The organism is Halorubrum sp. DM2, assembly GCF_901686465.1.
In the GTDB taxonomy this organism is placed as follows: Archaea; Halobacteriota; Halobacteria; order Halobacteriales; family Haloferacaceae; genus Halorubrum.
Window position 1 is genome coordinate 571047 of sequence record NZ_LR594487.1, and the last position, 21777, is coordinate 592823.

At 67.4% G+C, this 21777-nt stretch carries 19 protein-coding genes and 1 tRNA gene; 8 read left to right on the plus strand and 12 right to left on the minus strand.

Annotated features, from left to right (window positions below; translation table 11 throughout):
* Genes QOL69_RS03025 through QOL69_RS03035 form a run of 3 tightly spaced genes read left to right on the plus strand, consistent with a single transcriptional unit; the run spans position 1 to position 4387 of the window.
* Positions 1 to 1677, plus strand: a complete 1677-nt coding sequence (locus tag QOL69_RS03025) for an ABC transporter permease (RefSeq protein ID WP_283401976.1) — start codon at positions 1 to 3, stop codon at positions 1675 to 1677.
* Positions 1674 to 3062 (plus strand): ABC transporter ATP-binding protein, encoded by a 1389-nt coding sequence (locus QOL69_RS03030; protein ID WP_283401977.1) that lies wholly within the window; start codon positions 1674 to 1676, stop codon positions 3060 to 3062. Before QOL69_RS03025 ends, QOL69_RS03030 begins: the two co-directional genes overlap by 4 nt.
* Positions 3059 to 4387, plus strand: a complete 1329-nt coding sequence (locus tag QOL69_RS03035; protein WP_283401978.1) for an ABC transporter ATP-binding protein — start codon at positions 3059 to 3061, stop codon at positions 4385 to 4387. The genes QOL69_RS03030 and QOL69_RS03035 overlap by 4 nt, the downstream gene beginning before the upstream one ends.
* A gap of 30 nt (positions 4388 to 4417) precedes the next feature.
* Here QOL69_RS03035 and QOL69_RS03040 read toward each other — a convergent pair whose 3' ends face one another.
* Positions 4418 to 6238, minus strand: a complete 1821-nt coding sequence (locus QOL69_RS03040) for an ABC transporter substrate-binding protein (protein WP_283401979.1) — start codon at positions 6236 to 6238, stop codon at positions 4418 to 4420.
* A 252-nt stretch (positions 6239 to 6490) separates the two neighbouring features.
* Here QOL69_RS03040 and QOL69_RS03045 point away from each other — a divergent pair, with 252 nt between their 5' ends.
* A complete protein-coding gene (locus QOL69_RS03045; protein ID WP_283401980.1) occupies positions 6491 to 8008 on the plus strand; it encodes a replication factor C large subunit in 1518 nt (505 codons plus the stop codon).
* Positions 8009 to 8036: 28 nt separating this feature from the next.
* Here QOL69_RS03045 and QOL69_RS03050 read toward each other — a convergent pair whose 3' ends face one another.
* Positions 8037 to 9164: a sensor histidine kinase gene (locus tag QOL69_RS03050; RefSeq protein ID WP_283401981.1), complete on the minus strand. Its 1128-nt coding sequence runs from the start codon at positions 9162 to 9164 to the stop codon at positions 8037 to 8039.
* A 189-nt stretch (positions 9165 to 9353) separates the two neighbouring features.
* Here QOL69_RS03050 and QOL69_RS03055 point away from each other — a divergent pair, with 189 nt between their 5' ends.
* On the plus strand, positions 9354 to 10427 hold the full coding sequence (locus tag QOL69_RS03055) for a zinc-dependent alcohol dehydrogenase family protein (RefSeq protein ID WP_283401982.1): 1074 nt from the start codon (positions 9354 to 9356) through the stop codon (positions 10425 to 10427).
* A gap of 39 nt (positions 10428 to 10466) precedes the next feature.
* Here QOL69_RS03055 and QOL69_RS03060 read toward each other — a convergent pair whose 3' ends face one another.
* From QOL69_RS03060 to QOL69_RS03075, 4 genes are all read right to left on the minus strand, one after another.
* Positions 10467 to 11195, minus strand: coding sequence for an amino acid ABC transporter ATP-binding protein (locus QOL69_RS03060; RefSeq protein WP_048076405.1), 729 nt, complete (start codon positions 11193 to 11195; stop codon positions 10467 to 10469).
* Positions 11192 to 12031 (minus strand): amino acid ABC transporter permease, encoded by an 840-nt coding sequence (locus QOL69_RS03065; protein ID WP_283404203.1) that lies wholly within the window; start codon positions 12029 to 12031, stop codon positions 11192 to 11194. Before QOL69_RS03065 ends, QOL69_RS03060 begins: the two co-directional genes overlap by 4 nt.
* Before the next feature lie 81 nt (positions 12032 to 12112).
* Positions 12113 to 13042 carry a basic amino acid ABC transporter substrate-binding protein gene (locus QOL69_RS03070; RefSeq protein ID WP_283401983.1) on the minus strand — a complete coding sequence of 310 codons (930 nt, stop codon included), beginning with the start codon at positions 13040 to 13042 and terminating at the stop codon, positions 12113 to 12115.
* A gap of 156 nt (positions 13043 to 13198) precedes the next feature.
* Positions 13199 to 14095, minus strand: coding sequence for a COX15/CtaA family protein (locus QOL69_RS03075; RefSeq protein ID WP_345782473.1), 897 nt, complete (start codon positions 14093 to 14095; stop codon positions 13199 to 13201).
* A 239-nt stretch (positions 14096 to 14334) separates the two neighbouring features.
* Between QOL69_RS03075 and QOL69_RS03080 the strand changes: the two genes are divergently transcribed.
* Complete coding sequence (locus QOL69_RS03080) at positions 14335 to 15837, plus strand: MATE family efflux transporter (RefSeq protein WP_283401984.1); 1503 nt, start codon at positions 14335 to 14337, stop codon at positions 15835 to 15837.
* Positions 15838 to 15882: 45 nt separating this feature from the next.
* Here QOL69_RS03080 and QOL69_RS03085 read toward each other — a convergent pair whose 3' ends face one another.
* The gene (locus QOL69_RS03085; protein WP_048076400.1) at positions 15883 to 16338 is read right to left on the minus strand and encodes a DUF5814 domain-containing protein; all 456 of its coding nucleotides are present in this window, start codon (positions 16336 to 16338) and stop codon (positions 15883 to 15885) included.
* A 165-nt stretch (positions 16339 to 16503) separates the two neighbouring features.
* Here QOL69_RS03085 and QOL69_RS03090 point away from each other — a divergent pair.
* Positions 16504 to 16576 (plus strand) — tRNA-His (locus tag QOL69_RS03090).
* A 137-nt stretch (positions 16577 to 16713) separates the two neighbouring features.
* Here QOL69_RS03090 and QOL69_RS03095 read toward each other — a convergent pair.
* From QOL69_RS03095 to tnpA, 5 genes are all read right to left on the minus strand, one after another.
* Complete coding sequence (locus QOL69_RS03095) at positions 16714 to 17421, minus strand: GIY-YIG domain-containing protein (protein WP_283401985.1); 708 nt, start codon at positions 17419 to 17421, stop codon at positions 16714 to 16716.
* 268 nt (positions 17422 to 17689) lie between these two features.
* Entirely contained in the window at positions 17690 to 18250 is a 561-nt protein-coding gene (locus tag QOL69_RS03100; RefSeq protein ID WP_048076398.1) for a hypothetical protein, read from the minus strand.
* Positions 18251 to 18352: 102 nt separating this feature from the next.
* Positions 18353 to 19087, minus strand: a complete 735-nt coding sequence (locus QOL69_RS03105; RefSeq protein ID WP_283401986.1) for an MBL fold metallo-hydrolase — start codon at positions 19085 to 19087, stop codon at positions 18353 to 18355.
* Positions 19088 to 19183: 96 nt separating this feature from the next.
* Positions 19184 to 20338: an RNA-guided endonuclease TnpB family protein gene (locus QOL69_RS03110; RefSeq protein WP_283401987.1), complete on the minus strand. Its 1155-nt coding sequence runs from the start codon at positions 20336 to 20338 to the stop codon at positions 19184 to 19186.
* A gap of 2 nt (positions 20339 to 20340) precedes the next feature.
* Positions 20341 to 20730 carry an IS200/IS605 family transposase gene (gene tnpA / locus QOL69_RS03115; protein WP_283401988.1) on the minus strand — a complete coding sequence of 130 codons (390 nt, stop codon included), beginning with the start codon at positions 20728 to 20730 and terminating at the stop codon, positions 20341 to 20343.
* Between the two features lie 186 nt (positions 20731 to 20916).
* On the opposite strand from tnpA, the gene QOL69_RS03120 reads away from it, so the two are divergent.
* Entirely contained in the window at positions 20917 to 21576 is a 660-nt protein-coding gene (locus QOL69_RS03120; RefSeq protein ID WP_283401989.1) for a hypothetical protein, read from the plus strand.
* Positions 21577 to 21777: the final 201 nt, after the last annotated feature.

The following is a 21777-nucleotide window of genomic DNA, read 5'->3' on the forward strand; positions in this document are numbered from 1 at the left end:
GTGGACTCGGCATCGCTCTCGACGCGGTTCCGACGTCGTCCCCTCCCCGCGGTTACGTGGACTGTCGGGGCAGCCGTCCTGATCGCGCTGGAACTGGGGCGGGTCGCCGGCAGCCTCGCCGCGGTCGGATCGGCGACCGCGGCCGCCGGGCAGGTCGCGGTGGGATGGACGCGCACGGGCCTCGCCAGCGGCGGGGCGTCCGCCGTCGTCGCGATTGCGTTCGTCGGCGTCGTCGTGTGGCTCGTCGGCCTCGCCGCCTCCGCGGGGACCGGCAGCGACCTCGTGCGGTCGGTGACGGCACGCTTACCGCCGGCCATTCAGCGGACCGTCGAGGCGCTCATCTACGGCGGCCTCCTCCTCGCCGCCGGCTGGGTCGCGACCCAAATCGGTGCGGTCGAGGTCGCCCACGCGCTCGGGCGTGCGCTCGGTTCCCTCGCTGACCTGCCGACGCTGACCGCCAGAGAGGTCATCCCGAATCAGGGGTATCAACTCCCCGACGGGACGTGGCAGGGGACCTTCCTCGGCCTCTCCCCGGCCGCCGCGTGGGGCCTTCGGGTGCTTGTCGTTCACGCGTACGTGATCGCGTGGCTGGGGTGGGGGTGGCTCGGATATCGCTGGTTCCGAGCCCACTACCGTCGGGCCGACTGGACGCCTCGCGACGAGGTCGTTCGCCGGTTCCGCGGCCACCGGTGGGGACAGTTCGGTCTCGTCGTCGTCGGCCTGTTCCTCACGATGGCACTTTTCGCCCCGTCGCTCGGAACGACACCCGCCGAGCAGAACCTCTACTCCCCGTTCTCACACACGATTCAGTACTATGACGCCGACGTCGGTGGGGTCGCGGAGACGCTCGTCGGCAACGCCAACGCCCAGACCCGGTCAGTCGGGTACCCGATGGAGAACGTGGGCCCGGGCAGCTACGACCAGTTCGACCGGTTCCACCCCTTCGGTACGCTCACGGACGGGAAAGACCTGTTCACGTTCCTCGTCCACGGGGCCCGGGTGTCGCTCGTCGTCGGGCTGTTGAGCGTCGGAACGAGCACCGTCATCGCGGCCGCGTTCGCGCTGATCTCGGCGTACTACCGCGGCGTCGCCGACCTGCTGTTGGTGGTGACGAGCGACACGGTGATGGGGGTGCCGCGGCTCCTCCTGTTGATCCTTCTGACGGTGTTGCTGGCGGACACCTCCCTCGCGGGGGCGTACAACGGTGGCGTGTTACTGGCGCTCATCTTGGCCGCGACGGGGTGGCCGTTCCTCTGGCGTGCGTTCCGCGGGCCGGCGCTCCAGGTCTCGGAGAAGGACTGGGTCGACGCCGCCCGCAACTACGGCCAGTCGCCGACCGGGATCATGCGGTATCACATGCTGCCGTACCTCGTCGGCTACCTGCTGATCTACAGTTCGCTCGTCCTCGGCGGCGTCATCCTCGCGATCGCCGGCCTGTCGTTCCTCGGCCTCGGCATCACTCCGCCGACGCCCGAGTGGGGCCGAGCGGTCGACATGGGTCGGGAGTACGTCGCGACCGAGTCGTGGCACATCTCGCTCATCCCCGGCGCGATGGTGACGCTCGTCGTCATCGGATTTAATGCCGTCGGGGATGCCCTTCGGGACGCCGTTGATCCCCAAAGCGACACCGGCGCGACCGACGCGAGCGAGACCGAGTCTCGGGGTGGTGGCGTGTGACTGACGGGCCGATCCTCTCCGTTGAGGCGTTACGGACGACGTTCCACACCGATCGCGAGACCGTCCGCGCCGTTGACGGCGTCGACTTCGACGTGTCGCCCGGTCGGACGCTCGGAATCGTGGGGGAGAGCGGGTCCGGCAAGAGCGTCACGGCGCGCACGATCCTCGGTCTCGTCGACGATCCGGGCCGCGTCGATCCGGACGGATCCGTCCGGTATCACGACCCCGAGTTCGTCCGTCGGACGGCCGCGTCCCACCCCGATCGGGTCCGCTGGCTCGACGCCGAGAGCGACGAGACCGGTTCGCGGTCCGAGGCGGACTCGCGGTCTGGGACCGGCTCGGCCTCCGAGTCGGCACCGGACGAGGGGGTAGACGACCGCTTCGTGACCGTGACTGACGGCCACCCGGACGAAGGGGCAGGCGGGATCGAGGCGGGGTGGGTCGACCTGGTCGCCGCACCGCAGGCCGTCACCGAGGAGGCCCGGGGCAGCGAGATCGCCATGGTGTTTCAAGACGCCGCCAGCAGCCTCAACCCGGTGTACACCGTCGGCAACCAGATCCGGGAGCTGCTCCGAATTCACCGCGGACTCGACGGCGAGGAAGCGAGGCGGACCGCGGCAACTCTCCTGGAAGACGTCGGCATTCCCGACCCCGAGCGCCGCCTCGACGAGTACCCACACCAGTTCTCGGGCGGGATGCAACAGCGGGCGGCGATAGCGCTCGCGCTCGCCTGCGACCCGGCGGTGCTGCTCTGTGATGAGCCCACCACCGGACTCGACGTCACGATCCAGGCGCAGATCCTCGACCTGCTCGAACGGCTCCAGCGGGAACGCGAACTCGCCGTCGTGTTCATCACCCACGACATGGGGGTCATCTCCCGGATCGCCGACACCGTCGCCGTCATGTACGCCGGCGAGATCGTCGAGCGGGCGTCGGCGGAGCGGCTGTTCGGCGAGCCGCGTCACCCCTACACCGAGGGACTACTGGAGAGCATCCCGGGGCTGGTGGCCGATATCGACCTCCTCCCGACGATCGACGGCAGCGTCCCGACGCCCAACGAGCCGGCCACGAGCTGCCGGTTCGCTCCCCGCTGCCCGGAGGCGATGCCCGAGTGTGAGACGGTCCACCCTCGTCACGTCCCAGTCGGCGACGACGCGACCTCCCCGCGCGACGAGACGGGCGACGCGGCCTCGGCGGACCGACACACGGCCGCCTGCCTCCTCTATCCCGAGTCCCTCTCGCGTCGAGCCCGATTGGCGGCCCACGAGGCGGCTGACGCGTCACGCGCGGACGACTCCGGCGACTTGGGCGAATCGGAGGACTCGGACGCCCCGCACGTACCGCTGGACCGATCTCCCGGTAAAGATGACGAGGACCAGCCATGAGCAACGCACACGCCCCCACATCGGACGAGGAGCCGCTCGTCAGCGTCGACGGGCTACGGACGTACTACGAGAGCGACCGCTTGGTCGGCGGCCAGCCGCTCAAGGCGGTCGACGGCGTCTCCTTCGACATCGGCCGCGGTGATACCATCGGTATCGTCGGCGAGTCCGGGTGCGGGAAGACGACGCTCGGCCGGAGCATCCTCCAGCTGGAGGACGTCGACGCGGGGCGAGTTCGGTTCGACGGCCGCGACGTGACCGACTTCGGCCGTCGGGAACTGAAGGCGTGGCGGCAGGACGCACAGATGGTGTACCAGAACCCGAACACGGCGGTCAACGAACGCATGACCGTCGGTCGAATCGTCCGCGAGCCGCTCGACGTCCACGACTGGGGGACTGAGGCCGAGCGGCGAGACCGCGTCATGGAGCTCCTCGAAAAGGTCGGCCTCGACGAGGAGCACTACTACAGGTACCCTCACCAGTTCTCCGGCGGACAGCGTCAGCGGATCGGCATCGCCAGGGCATTGGCCCCCGAACCGGAGTTCATCGTCCTCGACGAGCCGGTCTCGGCGCTCGACGTCTCCGTTCAGGCGAAGATCCTCAACCTCCTCACCGAGCTACAGCGGGAACTGGATCTCACGTACATGCTCATCGCGCACGACCTGAGCGTGGTCCGCCACGTCTGTGATCGCGTCGGTGTCATGTACCTCGGGAAGCTGATGGAACTGAGTCCCACTGAGGAACTGTTCCGGTCTCCGTCGAATCCCTACACGCGCGCGCTGCTGTCGGCGATACCACACCCGGACCCGGAGCTAACGCAAGAGCGTATCACGCTTCGCGGGTCCCCGCCGAGTCCCCGGGACCCGCCGTCGGGCTGCGTCTTCTCGACCCGGTGTCCGTTCAAGATCAGACCGCCGGAACACGAGTCGGTGACTGACGAGGCGTGGGCGCGCGTCGAGGAGTTCCGCGCGGTGCTCCGCGAGCGCGACCGCGACGCCGACGGCCTCGTCGACAGGGCGAAACGCCGCCTCGGCGTCCGGAGCGGATCGACGCCGGTCGCCGAGGTCCGCGACGACCTCTTCGCGGACGTGGTCCTCTCCGACGCGACTCGGGATCCGATCGACCGCGCGACGGAAATCGCGGCCGACGGACGGATCGCCGAGGCCGTGGCCGTCCTCGACGAGACGTTCGGGACGGTGTGTGAGACCGACGTTCCGGAGCTCCACTCGACCGGAGAAGACCGGGTGAGTCGGTGTCACCGGCACGGCGAGGCGTACGCCGACCCGACCGCGCGCCGCGCCGAGTCCGACGAGACCCCGCGTCGGTGACCGTCGCTTGCGGTCGGTCCGCGTCGCTCGTTAGCGGTTCAGCGAGATCTCGTTGAGCTGCGGGCGACGCTGTGACCCGTGCATCTCCAGCCCCTCGACCCAGTCGTACCAGTACAGCTCCTCGACGGGGTGCCACAGCGGCAGCATCGTCATGTCCGCCCAGTTGGCGCGCTCGATCTCGAGGTACGCATCGTCTCGGGTCTCTTGGGCGTCTTCAGACGGCACACGGTTCTCCTCGTAGCGTCCCCACGCGTCCGTGGCGCGCTGTGCGGCGTCGGACAGCTGGTCGTACTCGTACTCCGCTTCGGCACCCCACCGAGACCACGCGAACTCGTTCGGGTACGCGAACCGCAGCATCGAGTCGGCCTCCAGCCAGCTGAGCTCGTTCCACACCGCGTAGATGGTGATGTCCCCTTCGATGGCCCGGTTGGTGAGCGTCGCGATCGGCGCTTGTTCGATCTCCAGGTCGATGTGGACCGCCTCTGCCTGATCGCGCAGCAGGTTCGCGATCTCGCCCCACTCCGAGGCCTGCCGGTCGGACGGGAACTGTAGCGTCGTCTCGTACGGGTCGTCCGCGGTGTATCCGGCCTCCTCCATCACCTGACGAGCGGCGTCGAGGTCGGACTCCGCGTACCCGTACGGGTAGTCCTCCTGTGCCGTCTGGCGGTAGTTGCTCGCGCCCCCGGGGAACGCGCTGGGCGGCGTCAGGAAGTAGGCGGGTTCGCCCTGCCCCCGGACGGCCGTCTCCGTGATCTGCTCCTGGTTGACGATGTACGCGATGGCCTTCCGCGCCGGCTCTTCGACTCGAAGCGTGTTGAAGATCAGATACTGCGTTCGCGGGAGGCTCGTCTCGCCGTAGTTGAGGGTCTCGCCTCCGACCGGGCCGTAGGTGCCCTGACTCCGGTCCTCGTCGATCTCCTGGTCGACCTCCAGTAGTGCCGGGTCGAACTGCGACCGCGGCATGTTGAAGATGTCGACGTTCTGCTCGTTCACCGCACGGGTGTACCGAGCGTTCGGGTCCTCGAGGATCTGCCAGCGGATCCCGTCGATGTTCGCCACCGATCCGCGGTAGTCGTCGAAGCGCTCGACGACGATCTCGTTTCCGGGGTCCCAGCGGACGAACTGGAACGGCCCCGTCCCGGTGAGCCGTTCGGTCGACCACTCGTCGTACGGCACCTCGCCGTCGTATCCCTCGATGTCGCCGACGATCCCTTCGGGGATCACGGTGAATCGGAGGTCGGCGAGGTTCCCGAGCGTGTTCTGGAACGGCTCCTCCAGCGTCATCTCGACCGTGTACTCGTCGACGGCCTCCAACGCTAACGACCCGGGGACGGTTTCGCCGTCCTCGTTGGTCTCGTGGGCCACCGACATCGGCCCTCTGACGATCCGGTCTTGGTTGTTGCGGTTGTTCTCCGACTCCGCGAGCCGCCGCCACGAGTAGACCGCGTCGGAGGCGGTCAGCTCCCTGCCGTTGTGGAACGAGACGCCTTCCTTGAACGTGAACGTGTACGTCAGGTAGTCGTCGGAGACCGTGTACTCGTCGACGAGCATCGACTCGACGGGAGCGGTCCCGTCGGCGTAGGTGAACGGCTGCTCGTGGACCTGCGAGCTCATCCACGCGTTGATGCCGCCCGAGATCCCGATCGGGTCCAGCGTCGCCCGGGGGTTCTGGATGAGCTGAAGCTGCCCGGCGTTCAGCTGGTCTTGGCCGTCGCCGTCGGCGTCCGAACCGTTCCCGTCGGCTCCAGATTCCTCGACCGGGTCCTCTTCGCCCGAACATCCCGCGACCGCGACGCTCGACACCGTTCCCACGCCCGCGAGGAACTTCCGTCGATCAATGTTCTCTGACACACGCTGACTTGCGATGGATCGGCTAAATCACTTGGCATACCACTGGATACCGCCAATATCTCTGACGAACTCCGAACGGGCGTTCGCGGGTTCGAACGCCTCGTCGCTACCTCACCGTCCGCGACTTCGGATCGGATCGATCACGGGGCAACGGCCGCCGACTCGGCCGTCGGGCGGTTCGGAGTGGCGTCCGCCGACGTCGACCGCTGTCGCTCCGCAACCACTAAACGCGGCTCGCCCCTTCCCCCGGTAATGGCCGACTGGACGGAGAAGTACCGCCCGAGCACGCTCTCGGAGGTGCGCGGCAACGACAAGGCCCGCGACGCGTTCGCGGAGTGGGCCCGCTCGTGGGACGATCACCATGAGGCGGTCGTCCTCCACGGCAGCCCGGGCGTCGGGAAGACGAGCGCGGCGCACGCGCTCGCGAACGACATGGGGTGGGAGACGGTGGAGCTGAACGCCTCCGACCAGCGCACCGCCGACGTCATCGAGCGCTTCGCGGGGCGGGCCGCCCGCAACGCCACCCTCGGCGGCAGCGCGGCCGGCGGCGGCGCGGCCGGCGGCGACACCGCCTCGCGACAGCTCGTAATCTTAGACGAGGCCGACAACATCCACGGCAACTACGACCGAGGCGGGGCCTCGGCGATCACGGAGCTGGTCAAGGAGTCGGGCCAGCCCATCGTCCTCATCGCCAACGACTACTACGACATGTCGCGGGGCCTTCGGAACGCCACCCAGGAGATCGAGTTCCGCGACGTCTCCGCGCGCTCGATCGTCCCCGTCCTCCGGGACATCTGCCGCAAGGAGGGGATCGAGTTCGAGTCGGACGCGCTCCAACAGATCGCGGAGGGGAACCGCGGCGACCTCCGCGGCGCGGTCAACGACCTCCAAGCCGCCACGCAGGGGCGCGACTCGATCGCGGTCGCGGACGTGGTCACCGGCGACCGCGACAAGGCGCTCGGGCTGTTCCCCTTCCTCGACGCCGTGTTGAAAGAGGAGTCCGCCGAGGAGGCGCTCCAGTCCGCCTACGCCGTCGACGAGACCCCGGACGACCTGGCGGCGTGGATCGAGAACAACGTCTTAGACGTGTACGACCCGGCGGAGGCGGTCCGCGCGTACGACTTCCTCGCGAACGCCGACGTGTGGCTCGGTCGGGTCCGCGCCACGCAGAACTACACCTACTGGCGGTACGCGACAGACAACGCGGCGGCGGGCGTCGCGGCGGCCCGCGACGGCGAGAAGGGCGGGTGGACGCGGTACGGTCGCCCGCAGTTCTGGTCGGCGTCGGACGCGACCGCGGACGAGGTCGTCGGCAAGATCGCGGCCGCGAGCGGCTGTAGCGTCGCGACCGCGCGCCGCGAGGTGTTGCCGTTCCTCGAAGCGGTCACCCACCACTGTAAGCCCCGAGCGCTGACGGTCGCGATGGCGGCGGCGTACGACCTCGACGAGGCGGGCGTCGCCTTCGTCACCGGCTCGGGCGAGTCGACAAACAAGGTCGCGTCGATCGTCGAGGACGCGCAGGCCCGCCGCGAGGAACTCATCGAGGAACACGCCGACGGGGCCTTCGCGCTCGGCGGGACGGGGCGCGAGGACGACGGAGACGACGGGGCCGCCGACGGCGACGGCTCCGTCGCGGACGGGTCCGAAGCGATCGCCGTCGGCTCTGAACGCGGCGACGCGGCGGCCGACGCCCCCGCCGACGCGTCGGCGGACGACGAGGATCCCGACGACGCGGACGACGATCAGGCCGGGCTGAACGACTTCATGTGACCGGCTCGCTGCCGCGCATCGCGGCCGCTCACGCGCTGTGCGTCGGGTTCGACTCGTTTTCGGGCGATTCCCCGACGTTGAGCGGACCGTCGCAGACGAACTCGAACCGCGCGCCGCCCTCTCGGCTCTCCGTCACCGAGACGGCCCAGTCGTGCGCCTCCGCGATCCGCTCGACGATCGCCAGCCCGAAGCCGGTGCCGTCGGGGGCGGTGGTGTGTCCGGGCTCGAAGACGGCGTCCCGCTGGTCGGGATCGATACCCGGACCGTCGTCCGCGACGTAGAATTCGTCGTCGGTCCGGCCGACGCGGACGCGGACCGCCGCGTCCTCGACGTCCGCGGGTTCCTCCTCGCGCGTCGAGAGCGTCCCGGACGCGATGTGGTAACCCGTCTCGGATTCGTCTCCGGTCGGTCCGGGGCCGGAGAGGGCGTCGACGCCGCCGGGCGTCCCGTGTTCGAGCGCGTTTCGGAAGAGGTTCTCGAAGGCCTGTCGGAGCCTGTCGGGATCGCACGAGACCGTCCCGAGCGGTCCGTCGACGACGAGGGCGGCGTCGGCCGGCTCGCCGACGGTCTCCCACGCCCGATCGACGACCGACCGCAGCTCCGTCGGCTCTGCGGTCCGAACCGTCTCTCCCTCCCGGGCCAGCGTCAGGAGCTCGCCGATGAGGTCGTCCATCCGGTCGAGCGCGTCGAGGGCCCGCTCTAACCGCTCCGTCGCCGCGTCGCCGTCGATGTCGTCGGCCAGTTCGACGTTCCCGACCGCGACGGAGAGGGGATTCCGGAGGTCGTGAGAGACGACGCTCGCGAACTCCTCTAGCCGCTCCCGCTGTCGCTCCAGCCGACGCCGGCGCTCGACGCGCTCGTCCGCCGGGAAGAGGTAACCGACCACGTCGCTGCCGTCGGTCTCCCGGCCGCGCTCGTGGATCCACTGCGACTCCGCGCCGCTCTCGACCCGGTACACGATGTCGACGGGACCGGTCTCTAAGGCCGCGCGGAGCCGGTCACGGTCCTCGTCGGCCACGCAACCGAGCCACCCCCCGTCCGGTCGCTCCGGCAGGTCGAGCCGCGGGTCTCCGGCGGCCTCGACCACGAACCGAGAGGCGTCGCCCTCGGGACGACGGTACGCGATTCCGGGGCGCTGTTCCATTCGTTCCGACACGTGTCAACGAGGCTATTCTGCCATGATAAACCTTACTCGCCTATCACTTGTCATACGGTGAGATCAACTCGAAAACACGCGAAATAATCGGTTCGGGCGACCCGGTAGCCGACTCGGCAGGGAATCCGTCGGCCCCGATCGGGAGGGACCGCCGAGGGAACTTTGTCCCGTCCGCCGGTGTGTGGACGTATGCGCGCAGCGATCCTGCGAGAGTACGGCGAGCCGCTCGCGGTCCGCGACGTTCCGGGCCCCGAACCGGCACCCGACGGGGCCGTCGTCCGCGTGGACGCCTGCGGCGTCTGTCGCAGCGACTGGCACGCCTGGGCCGGCCACGGCGAGTGGGCCGACGACCGCGTCCCGCGCGGCCAGATCCTCGGCCACGAACCGGCCGGCGAGGTCGTCGCCGTCGGCGACGAAGTCGACCGGTTCCGCCCGAGCGACCGCGTCGTGGTCCCCTTCTCGCTCGGCGACGGCACCTGTCCGCACTGCCGTCGCGGGGCCGGGAACGTCTGCGAGGACGGGCGGGCGCTGGGGTTCGAGCCGGCCGCTCAGGGCGCGTTCGCGGAGCGGGTGGCGGTCCCGGCAGCCGACTACAACCTCGTTGAGCGCCCGCCGTGGCTCGACGCGACCGCCGCCGCGGCGCTCGGATGTCGGTACATGACGGCGTACCACGCGCTCGCCGAGCGGGCGGGCGTCGGCGGCGGCGACGCCGTCGCGGTCCACGGCTGCGGGGGCGTCGGTCTCTCCGCGGTCCAGATCGCCGCGGCGCTCGGCGCGCGCGTGATCGCGGTCGATGTCGACGACGACGCGCTCGCGCTGGCGACCGAGTCCGGCGCTGACGCGACCGTGAACCCGACCGCCGAGGACGGCGGAGCCCGAACCGTCCCGGAGCGCGTCCGCGACCTCACAGACGGCGGCGCGGACGTGTCGCTCGACGCCCTCGGAATCGCCGAGACCTGTCGCAACTCGGTCCGGTCGCTGCGGCCGCGCGGCACCCACGTCCAGGTCGGGCTCACGACCGACGCCGAGCGGGGTGAGGTGTCGCTCCCGACCGACTGGATGACCCGGTGGGAGATCTCCTTTATCGGCTCGCGCGGGATGCCGCCGACGAGCTACCCGGACCTGTTCGCGCTGATCGAGGCGACCGACATCGATCCGGGCGCGCTGGTCACCAGCGAGCTGTCCTTGTCGGAGGTGTCGGGGCGGCTCGCGGCCATGGAGGAGTACGACGCACGGGGCGTCGAGGTCGTCACCGACCTCTGAGATCGACCCAAGAGGAACCGACACCGGCCGCGGAAGGGCTTACAACAGCCGCGAGAGGAACTGTTGACCGCGCTCGGTCGCCGGCTCCTCGAAGAAGGACTCCGTCTCGCTCCGCTCGACGACCCGGCCGTCGGCCATCAGGACGATCCGGTCGCCGACCTCCCGGGCGAACCCCATCTCGTGGGTGACGAGGACCATCGTCATGCCGTCGGCGGCGAGCCCCTCGATCACGTCCAACACCTCGCCGACGAGTTCGGGGTCGAGCGCGCTCGTCACCTCGTCGAACAGCATCGTCTTCGGCTCCATCGCGAGCGCGCGGGCGATGGCGACGCGCTGCTGTTGGCCGCCCGAGAGCGCGCCCGGATACGACTCGGCCTGGTCGGCGAGTCCGACGCGATCGAGGAGCTCCGACGCGGCCTCCTTCGCCTCGGCCTCCGGCTCGCCCTTGACCTTCTCCGGCGCGAGCGCGACGTTTTCGAGGGCGGTCTTGTGCGGGAAGAGGTTGAACGACTGGAACACCATCCCGATCTGCTGGCGGATCTCGTTGATGTTCGTCTCGATCACGGACCGCCCGTCGAGACGGATGTCGCCCCCCTGAATCTCCTCTAGCCTGTTCGCACACCGGAGCAGCGTCGACTTGCCGGAGCCGGACGGCCCGATGACGACGACGACCTCCCCCTCGTCGACGGAGAGGTCGACGTCGTACAGCACCTGCGTGTCTCCGAACGACTTGTCGACGCCGTCGAACTCGACCAGCGGACCGGTCACGCCTCCTCACCTCCCTCTGTATCGCCGCCGGAGCCGAGACCGGACAGCCGACCGAACATCCGGCTGTCCGAACCCCAGTCCGACCGGCGTTCCAGTCCGTTGACGAGTTGGCTCATCGACATCGTGATAGCGAGGTACAGCACGCACACCCACACGAGCGGGGTCCACGGGTCGAGCTGGTTGCTGTTGATGTTCCGGAACACGCTCATGATCTCCGGGACGGCGATGACCGTGAGCAGCGAGGTGTCTTTCACCAAGATGATCTGGTCGTTGCCGATGGCCGCGAGCGCGTTGCGCCACGCCTGCGGGAGGACGACCTCCCGTAGCGCCATCACCCGCGACATCCCGAGCGAGCGGGCCGCCTCCATCTGTCCGTCCGGGACGGCGTCGATCCCGCCGCGGATCGCCTCGCCGACGTACGCCCCGTGGTTCAGCGTGAGTCCGATGATCGCCGCCGGGACCGCCCAGTCTGGGATGGGGAACTGTCCGGTCGCCCACAGCCGCGGCACGCCGAAGTAGATGACGAACAGCTGGAACAGAAGGGGGGTCCCGCGGAAGAACTCGACGTACCCCTTCGCGATCCGTCCGGTCACCCCCGACGTCGAGATCCGACCGAGTCCGACGAGGATCCCGAGAGACACCGAAAGCAGGCTCGAAATCACGACGATCCGAACGACGAGGAAGAACGCCTCCGCGAACCGTCGGGCGATGAGCGGCGAGGAAAGGAGCCGGTAGTCGACCTGCGTCGAGAGGATCCACGCCAGCAGTCCGCCGATTGCCAGCACGAACCCGGCGGCGGCCGCCTCACCGACTCGTCTGACCAGCCGGTCGCGCATCATGACGCCGCCGGCACTCGACTCCGATTCTGTCTGTGTTGCCATTAGATGTCAAGTGAAACGCGAGGGGATCGAAGGGGCTCAGCCCTCGAAGTACTCGTTGTAGATCTCGTCGTACGTCCCGTCCTCGCGGATCGCCGCGAGGGCGTCGTTGACCTCCTGTCTGAACTCGTCGTCGTCCTGCCGGAACGCGATCCCGTACTCCTCGATGGTCAGCGTCAGGTACGGCGGCGCGTCGTCGCGGTCGGCGGCGACGCCGTCCCCTTCGAGGAACACGACGCCGTCGGTCTCCGCGACGAACTCGGCGCTCACCGTGTTGTCGTTGATGACCGCCGAGACTTGGTTGTTGAGCAGCGCGTCGAACGCGCCGTTGATCTGGTCGTAGCTCTCGATCGTGAGCTCGCCGTCGAACTCCTCTTGGAGGTCCTCGGCGGCGGCCTCGCCGGTGGTCCCGCGCTGAACGCCGACCGTCGTGCCCCGGAGGTCTTCGCGCGAGGAGATGTCGTCGGCCTCCAACACGATGACGGTCTGGTACGCGGTGAAGTACGGGTCGGAGAAGTCGACCGACTCGGCCCGCGTGTCGTTTATCGTCATCGCGCTCATGATGACACGGAAGTTCGCGTTGTTCAGCGATGGGATGATACCGTCGAAGGAGGTCTCTTGGAACTCGTAGTCCAGTCCGAGCTGGTCCGCGAACACCGCCTCGGCGATCTCGACGTCGAACCCGATGAGATCGCCGGCCTCGTTCCGGTACTCGAACGGCGGGTACGGAATGTCCGAGCCGATGGTGACCGTCTCGGTCTCCTCATCGTCGCCGTCCGACCCGTCGTCACCGTCCGTACCGTCGTCGCCGTCCGATCCGTCGTCGCCGTCCATGCCATCCTCCCCGTCGCTACCGTCGCTACCGTCGCCACCGTCGCCGCCACCGGAACAGCCGGCGGTGGCTGCGAGGCCGGCCGCGCCGACCGCGGTCAGGTACTGCCGACGCTTCACGAAGCTATCTTCGTCCATACACCGTTGCTGGTCCGATCACGGTTTCAACGTTTCGACCGCAGACAAGCAATACTTGCCGGACGCCGGCCATCTAACAGGATCGTTCCAGTCAAACGGTCACGGTTCCGGGCGGCGGTCGCCGCCGATCGGAACTCGGTCGCCGCCGATCGGAACTCAGTCGCCGCCGATCGGAACCGACCCGTCGCGCACCTCGTCGCTTCCGCGGAGGGTCAACGCGGCGGCCGCGGCGAGCGCGACCGCGACGCCCAACACGACGAGGTTGATCCGTTCCCACGTCGCGGTGTACAACACGAGGTCACGGCCGAGCAGGAGCGTGCCGACGAGCGCGGCCATCGATCCGGCACTGAGCGCGCGGACCGTACCGGCAGTGTCGGCGTCGAGACCGTCGTAGCCCGACCGGACCGCCTCCGTCGCGTACGCGACCGTCGCGACGAGCCCGAGGTGGCCGGCGAGACCGGTGACGTAGAAGGCCGCCTGCGCGGGCGGCGCGTAGTTGAGGAACGGCACCGCCCGCGAGAAGAGCGCGCTGGCGACGATCCCCGCGACCGCGACGGCGGCGGCCGCGCGAAGCAGGCGCACGCTTCCCCGGCCGCCGCCCCAGATCGTCGCCAGTCCGAGCAGCGTGAAGATCGTCAGCGCCACGATCAGGTGCGCGGCGTGCGTCGACACCGTGTACCCGCCGGGGACGAGCCCGCTGAGGGTAACGGTGATCGCGCCGACGGTGATCTGAAGCGGGAGAATTGCGACCGCCAGCGTCGCCGCCAGCCGGGTTCGCCGGTCGAAGCCGGAGCCGAGCCACGTCCACCCGGCGACCCCGACGATGAGGAAGCCGGTCACCATCGCCCACGCCCGGTGGAACCACTCGATGAAGTCGGGGTTGATCGTCAGCGCGGGGATGAGCTGGTCGGAACACAGCGGCCACTGGGCCTGACACGCCAGCCCGGACCCGGTCGCCGCCGTGTAGACGCCGAGCGAGAAGAGGACGAGCGTCATCCCCGTCGTCGCCGCCGCGTATCGCCTGAACGTTAGCCACGCGGGCCGAAGACTCATTGCCCGATTTCGGGCGCGCGCGCACTTAGACCGTTCGGCCGCTATCTCCGTCCGGGAAGCGTGGCGTCGCCACCCGCCGGCTTCAGAACGTTTTTGACTGACCAGTCAGTCAGTATTGGTACGAACCGAATGGACGACACGGAACGGCCGATCCCCGACGCCGCGTACAGCCCGCTCCACGGCGCGCACAGTCCCTTCCACGGGTGCGACGACGTAACCTGTCCGGAGGCGATCCGCTGATGGGACTCCGCGACGCGATCGACTCGCTGTTCAAGGGGGCCGACGACCTGGACCTCACCTCGGGCGACATCGGGTGGCCGCTGTTTTTCCTCTCCCTGCCGATCGTCGTCCAGAACCTCTTTCAGGTGCTGTACAACCTCGCCGACACGTTCTGGCTCGGCCGCTACAGCACCGAGGCGCTGTCCGCGATCACGTTCGCGTTCCCGATCGTCTTCCTGATGATCTCGCTGGCGCTCGGCGTCTCCGTCGCGGGGAGCGTCCTCGTCGCCCAACACACCGGGGCCGGCAACGAGGAGCGCGCCGCGTACGCCGCCTCGCAGACGATGGCCTACGCGGCCGTCATCTCCGTCGTGCTGGGCGTGTTGGGGTACGTCTTCGTCGACGACATCACCGCGCTCCTCGGCGTGAACGAGACGGTCGCGCCGCTCGTCGTCGAGTACATGCGCGTCTACGCCGTCGGCCTGTTCGCCGTCTTCGGCTTTGCGGTGTTCATGGCGCTCATGCGCGGCTACGGGGACACGGTAACGCCGATGTACGTCATGGCCGGCTCGGTGGTCCTCAACATCCTCCTCGACCCGGTCTTCATCTTCGGGTTCGAGGCGAACCCGCTGTTCGGCGCGCTCGGACTCGGCGGGCTGGAGGCCGCGGCGCTCGACGCGACGGGGTTCACCGGCTGGGGGATCGCCGGCGCTGCGATCGCCACCGTCGGTTCCCGGGCGCTCGCGCTCCTCGTCGGCCTCCGGATCATGTTCCGCGGTGACCGGGGCGTTCAGATCCGGCTCTCGGAGATGCTCCCGGACCCGGAGTTCGGGAAGACCGTCCTCGGAATTGGGCTGCCGGCCTCCGCGGAAGGGGCGGCGCGGTCGGTGTCGATCACCGCGCTGCTCGTCGTGGTCGCGAACTTCCCGAACGCGGTCAGCGGGGCGTACGGCATCGGGACGCGGATCTTCTCCGTGATCTTCCTGCCGGCGCTCGCCGTCTCACAGGGGATCGAGACGATGACCGGACAGAACATCGGCGCTGGGGAGTTGGACCGCGCCGCCGACACGAACCACTTCGGCGCGCGCGCGATGCTCGTCCTGCTCACGGTCGGCGGCGGGGTCATCGTCCTCGCCGCGAGACCGATCGCGGGCGTCTTCTCCCCGGACCCGGCGGTGGTCGACCACGCGACGACCTTCCTCCGCGTGAGCGGCCTCTCCTTCGGGTTCATCGGCGTGATGCGCGCGTACACCGGCGGGTTCCGCGGCGCGGGGCACACGATGATCGCGGCCGTCATCTCCCTGATCACCCTCGGGGTCGTCCGGCTCCCGGTCGCGTGGGTCGCCGCCGGCTCCCTCGGGGCGATGGGCCTGTGGATCGCCTTCCCCGTCTCGAACGTCGTCGGCGGCGTCGTCGCGTACCTCTGGTTTAACCGGGACACCTGGCGCGACGGGAACCTCACGGAGGGAGGCCCGCCGGCCGAGGAGATCGGACCGGGCGTCGCGTCGCCCGAAGACGACTGAGTCCGACGGATCCGTCCCCGCGACGGCTCTGACTGCGCCCGTCCGCTACCCGGACAGCTCTCGCTTCCGCTTCCGCGCCCGCTCGGACATCTCTCCGTTGCCGTCGACGTCGGCGAGCGTCTCGATGGCCTCCAGCTTCCTGACGGAGTCGTCGAGGAACGAGAGCACGTCGCCGGTGTACGCGTACACCATGTAGTCGTCGGTCATCACGTCGACGATGGCCTGCGGCCCCAGCCCCTCGGCGCGCAGTTCGAGGACGTAGCGCATGAACTTCTCCTCGGGACAGCCGCAGTAGGGGTTCGCGTCGCAGGTACAGTCGAGGAAGTCCTCGGCGAAATCGAGGACGCGGTCCCGGGTCGTCTCGTCGAGCTTCGAGAGGCCGTCGCCGGTGAACAGCAGATCGAGGGTCGCGCCGGCGAACGCCCCCTTCGGGATGTTCGTCTCCAGCTGGGAGGCGAGCTGCCGGTGGTTCTTCACGTAGATCTTGTCGGTAAACGCCACGAGTTGGCGTCGCTACGCCCGCGACCCTCAAAAACGACGCGGTGGCCGGCAACGGGGACGCTGCTTGGGTCGGACGCGTCACTCGGACCCGGTCGCCACTCCGTGCCACGCCCGTCCGGGAGTCGTAACCGTTATTTATCGAAGCGAGGTAGTTGACGACGCGTGTCCGGGTTAGGGTAGTGGACTATCCTTCAGCCTTGTGGAGGCTGAGACGCGGGTTCGATTCTCGCACCCGGACCTTTTCACGACGACCAAAGGGAGGAGTGGAAACGCTGGAAGGCGAGAATCGAAGCAGGGAGGTCGGGCGCAGCGAAGCGAGCGCGTCCGACTGAGGTTCGATTCTCGCATCCGGACCTTCTTCCTTTCACCAGCAGATCACGGTGCGGAGGTTTCTGATACGGCAGCGGCTAATCGGTCCAAGAACGCCGGATCACACTCCTCTTCGACGTGATCGACGTTCCATAGGCCTGAGTCAGTGATCTTCTCGTGAGGACTGTTTCGCCCCAACCAGCTGTCGCTTTGAGGGTCGATGGTCTCTTTTCGATAGTTGCTGGCGAGTGCGATCGCGTTGCGTTCGATGTAGGCGCGGTCGCTTTGCGGACCGGGCTCGTCGTCGACGGCAACCCACAAGAATGGGAGATCTCGGATGTACTCACTCACGCGGTGTTCGTGGTCCAACTCCGCGAGACGACGCTCGCGGTCCGCACTGGATCCTTCACCCCAGTGGGGATACTCGTCGTGGAGACCGTCCCGTTCGATCATCGCTCGTCCCACGTGCTTGCGGAACACCGAGCCGCGGTGGTTCCCACCACCCTCGTAGCTCCCGCGGTTCGCACCCCGATGCGTCCGCAGTCGGTTCCACAACGACGTTCCCGATCCCGACGAGACGGCGTGCGTTCCGACGCGGGTCAGTCGGAGCTGGCCGGTCGAGTCCCGCGTCTCCTCTGTGAAAAAGAAATAGACGCCCCGTTCAGGCCAGTTCATATACCCAGTACAGTCTCTGAGGCGTCGTTTCCCACCGACGTTCGCTTCGAGACAGTCGAGAAGATCGTATAAATCGTCGAGATCCGAACGACGCGACATGCTATTCAGTTCGGGTGGTGGACAGAAAATCTCCGGGGGTCCCCGATATCTTCATCACACTCTGAGCATGCCTAATGCCGACATTTTTCTGGTAATGCTCTGACTGGATCCAGAGGCCTTCTCATTGCTTTGTTGTCCGATCTCCTTGCGGACACGTCGTTGGGTGAGGGCTGGTGTACGAGTTTAAATATCTCGACAAAATCACCGAGAACACGATCCTGTTCATCTCACCGACCCGCAGCTGGTCCCGCGTCGCCGCCACCCCGCGTCAACGCATCCCTTCGAGGATCTGTAGGTATCGAAACCCGGCCTCGCTGTAGTCCTTTGTCGACGAGGCCGCCGCTTCGCGGAGTTCGGTCATGCGCTCCGTGTACGCGTCGTTGAGGACGAGCCGCACCGTGACACCGTGGGCGGCTTCGATCCGGTCGGCGACCTCGGCCAAGCCCTCGGTCTGGTATCCCTCGCTGACGTACGGGGCCCACAGTTGGATCTCGGCCAGTTCGAGGTCATCGAATACCCCCCGCAGGTAGGCGACGATCCGCTCGAACTTCTCCGTGATCCGCTCTAAGCTGTACTGGTAGCTGTCGTTCCCGTAGTCAGCCCACTCTTCGGTGTCCGGCGATCCGGAGTAGAGCTGCCCGTCGAGATGGGTGATCACCTCGCAGGCGAAGATCCGCTGACCCTCGGAGGTTGATTTGACGCCGAGCACGTCGAGTTCCATCTGGTCGCTCCGCTCCATCGACCGCTGGTTGTACGTCACGAGGTCGCACTCCTCGATGACGCGGAAGTACGCGCCGACCAACTGCTCGCCGGCCTGCGGTTGCGTCATGAGACAGGATGTTCGTGCGATCGGATAAACCCTCCTAGGCCGCCAGTCGGTGTCAGAGGCGGTGTCCGGTCAGACAGGAATAAAACTCGCGCAGACTCGGGGTCAGAACTCGATCCGCTCACCGTCCTCCGGCACCAGCACGTCCTCCGTCTCCGCGCGCAGTTTCTCGCGGGACAGCAGGCAGTGGTTGATCGCCTCCATGTGGACCACGGCGACCGCGGCGTCGGTGGCGTCGCGCACGGCGGCGACGTCCTCGACGCCCATCGTGATCGGCTCCCCCTGATTGAACCGCGCCGCGCCGCCGTTGAGGACGACCGCGTCCGGGTCGGACTCCGCCAGCGTCTCCGCGACCGGCTCGTACCACACCGTGTCGCCGGCGACGTACAGCGTCTCCGTCCCGTCGAGGACGAACCCCGAGACCGGTCCCATCCGCTCGGCCAGTTCGCCGTGGCCGTGCCGACCGGGAGTCCGACGGAGGGTGACCCCGTCGAACGACGCCTCGTCCTCCACCGGTCGCACGTCGGTGAACCCCTCGTCGACGAACGCGTCCGCCTCGGCGGGCTGACAGAACAGCGGCACGTCGGCGTCGAGCGCCTCCCTCGCGGCGTCGTCGAAGTGGTCGGGATGGCGGTGGGTGACGATCACCGCGTCGTGCGACAGGTCGACGTCGGGCATCGGCACGAGCGGGTTCCGGCGGTCGTTCGGCGTGTCGTCGATCGGCGGCGTCGCGCCCTGCTCCGCGAACAGCGGATCGACGAGGAACGTCGTCTCGCCGACGGTCGCGAGGACGGTCGCGTTGCGAACGAGGGTGACAGCCAGACCGGTGTCTGTCGACATAGGTTTCCTTCGGCGAGGCGCGGGTTGTGGCTTACGACGGGGGCGATCCGGTCGGCCGGCGGGTCCCGTCTCCCGTTCCCTGACATCCTCCCACGGCTAAAGCCGTGGGGTTCCCCCACTGGGGGTTGAACCCACGGAAACAGAGAGGTTCACAGGTTCTTCGTCACGTCCGACGATGACCTGTGTTTCGGGCTGTGCCAGTACAGCCCCCGCCTCGGACAGCGGTTTCGAAAACTTGCCCAAGGCTCGTTTCCCAATGTTCAGCGCACCGTTCTTGTCCGCGTTGTCGTCCAACCCGCACTCAGGACACTCGAACCGTCCCTGTGTCTCTCGGACGCCCTCGCAAGCACAGCGGTTACACGTCTTCGACGTGTCGTATTCCTCGACCAACACCACCTCAATACCCGCGTCGTGTGCTTTGTACTCGATGTAGTTCAACAGTCGAGCGAACGGCATCTTGTGGGTCTTGTCGTTGACGTACCGCCCTTTGTCGTTGTCCCTGCGAATTCCACCGAGATCGCCCACGGTGATGACCGCGTTCCGCTCTTCGGCATCTTCTACAATGTGTCGAGCAATCTTGTGGAGACGGTCGTCCACCTTCCGCGCTTCCGCGTCACCGATGCGCTCGACCACCTGCTGTCCCTGTCGAGGTTTGGCCTTCCCGATAGACTTCCGTAGTTGCTTGTAGTGTTCGCGGAGCCGGCGCACTTCTTCGCCGTGGAACGTGGTGTCACGGTCCGAGAGGAACGCACAGGTAGCGACCCAGCGTGCGCCCATATCGATGGCCAGTACGTCGTCATACTCGTCTTGGATGGTCACAGACCGTTTAACGACGAGATGGACGTACCAGTCGCCGTCACGGCGCACTAACTCGCTATCTCGAATGTCACCCTCGTGGACGAGTGTTTCGTCCTTATGTGGAACGTGGGCGGGACACCAGATAGAGTTCCCCTGTCCCCGTTCAGGGTCGTAGACGGGGACTTTCATCCACCACGACGACAGCACCGTGTCCTTGTCGTGGGCGATATCCAGTACGTCGTTGCGGAGAACGACGGGCTGCTCAGTGTCAGGGTTCGGGTCTTTCTGTCGCTGGACTTTCGACGCTTGCTGTTTCGTCGCGGAGTAGAGGTCGGCATCCCCGCCGTGAACTTCGCGTTGGAACGCCTCGTACTCACGGGCCAGCATGTCGGATTTTCTGTTGGTCAGCGAGTGGAGCTTGACCCGCACCGTGGTTGAGACGTTCCGTTGCATCGTTATTCTCCCGCTTGTGCGTCGATGTACTCCTCGATGACCTCGCTGGAGACGTCGCCCGCACTGGAAACGAAGTACGAGCGCGTCCATAGCGAGGGCAACCCGAAGTCGTACTCCTCACGGAGGTGATGCGAGGAGTAGCCCTTGATCTGTTGCATTATTTTGTTTGGAGCGAGTGTCGGATCGCCCGTGATGAACAAGTGAACGTGGTCGGGACGAATCGCTAACTCCAGAATCTCTACGTTGAGTTCGTCGGCTTTGTCCTCGATGAGTTCTTCGAGTCGATCGCGTACCTCGCCTTCGAGTACCGACTTGCGGTACTTCGGACACCAGACGAAGTGGTACTGGAGTTTGTGGATGTTGGTACGTTCTCGGTCGAACCCGCGAGGCATCGTCGGTATATAGAAGTAACTCATCTAAAGATGTTACGCAAATATCCAACCCCAAGCCGTGGCTACGAACGTGGATACATTCCCAGTTGTCGGCTTCATCCCACCCGTGAACGGGTGGGCTTTCGCCTCGCTACCGCTGTAACGCACCGCATACTTATGCGGCGGTCGCTCGTCGTGACGCTCGTTATGAACGAACGCGCGGCCGCCGTGCGACGACGTGACGTGCTTCGGGCCGGCGGCGCGGCGGGCCTCGTCGGCATCGCGGGTTGTGCGGGGTCCGGCGGCGGCGACGACCCGGCGTTCACGGAGGGGTTCGAGGAGGGCCTCGGCGACTGGGAGACGGGAGCCGCAATCGGTCCCGAGGTCGACCTCGCCGACTTCGATTGGGAGGTGGATGTCTCCGACGCAGAGGCGGCGTCGGGAGACGGCTCCCTCCGGATCTGGAATCAGGGAGATTACGACGACGGGGTCACGTGGGCGGTCCATCCCGTCCCCGTCGAGTCCGGCGGGTCGTATCAGATCGAGGTGAGCGGGCAGTTCTGGAGCGAGTCGGAGTCGTTCAACACGATCCGACACGCACTGATGCGGCTGGGTCCCGAGCCGCCGGAGACGGAAGAGGAGTTCCCGCAGCCGGGACTCAACACCACGGACCTCGGCGAGACGCCCTACGGCGGGCTGCGCGACTCGCTGTGGCTCGCGGACGGCTGGCGCGAGTACGCCTTCGAGTGGACGACGCCCGAACTGTCGACGGACACGCTGTACCTCGCGGTCGGCACCGCAGTGATTTGGGAGGCGGACGCGACCCACTACGTGGACGACCTCTCGGTTCGCGTCGAGCCGCGGTGATCGACGGCTGACGGGCGACCCGAGGTGACGAGTGGTCCACAGTGGCGGGTGATCCACGGTCGACGGATCGGCGGCGCGCTCGCCGTCTCGCGCGCCAGCGCCGTCGCTCGGGGATCCGGAGTATCGCCCGCGACACTACCGGGCGGTGTTCAGATAAGGTTTGAAAGTGAGGCGGTGCGTTTTCAAAGTGTTCTATGCCAG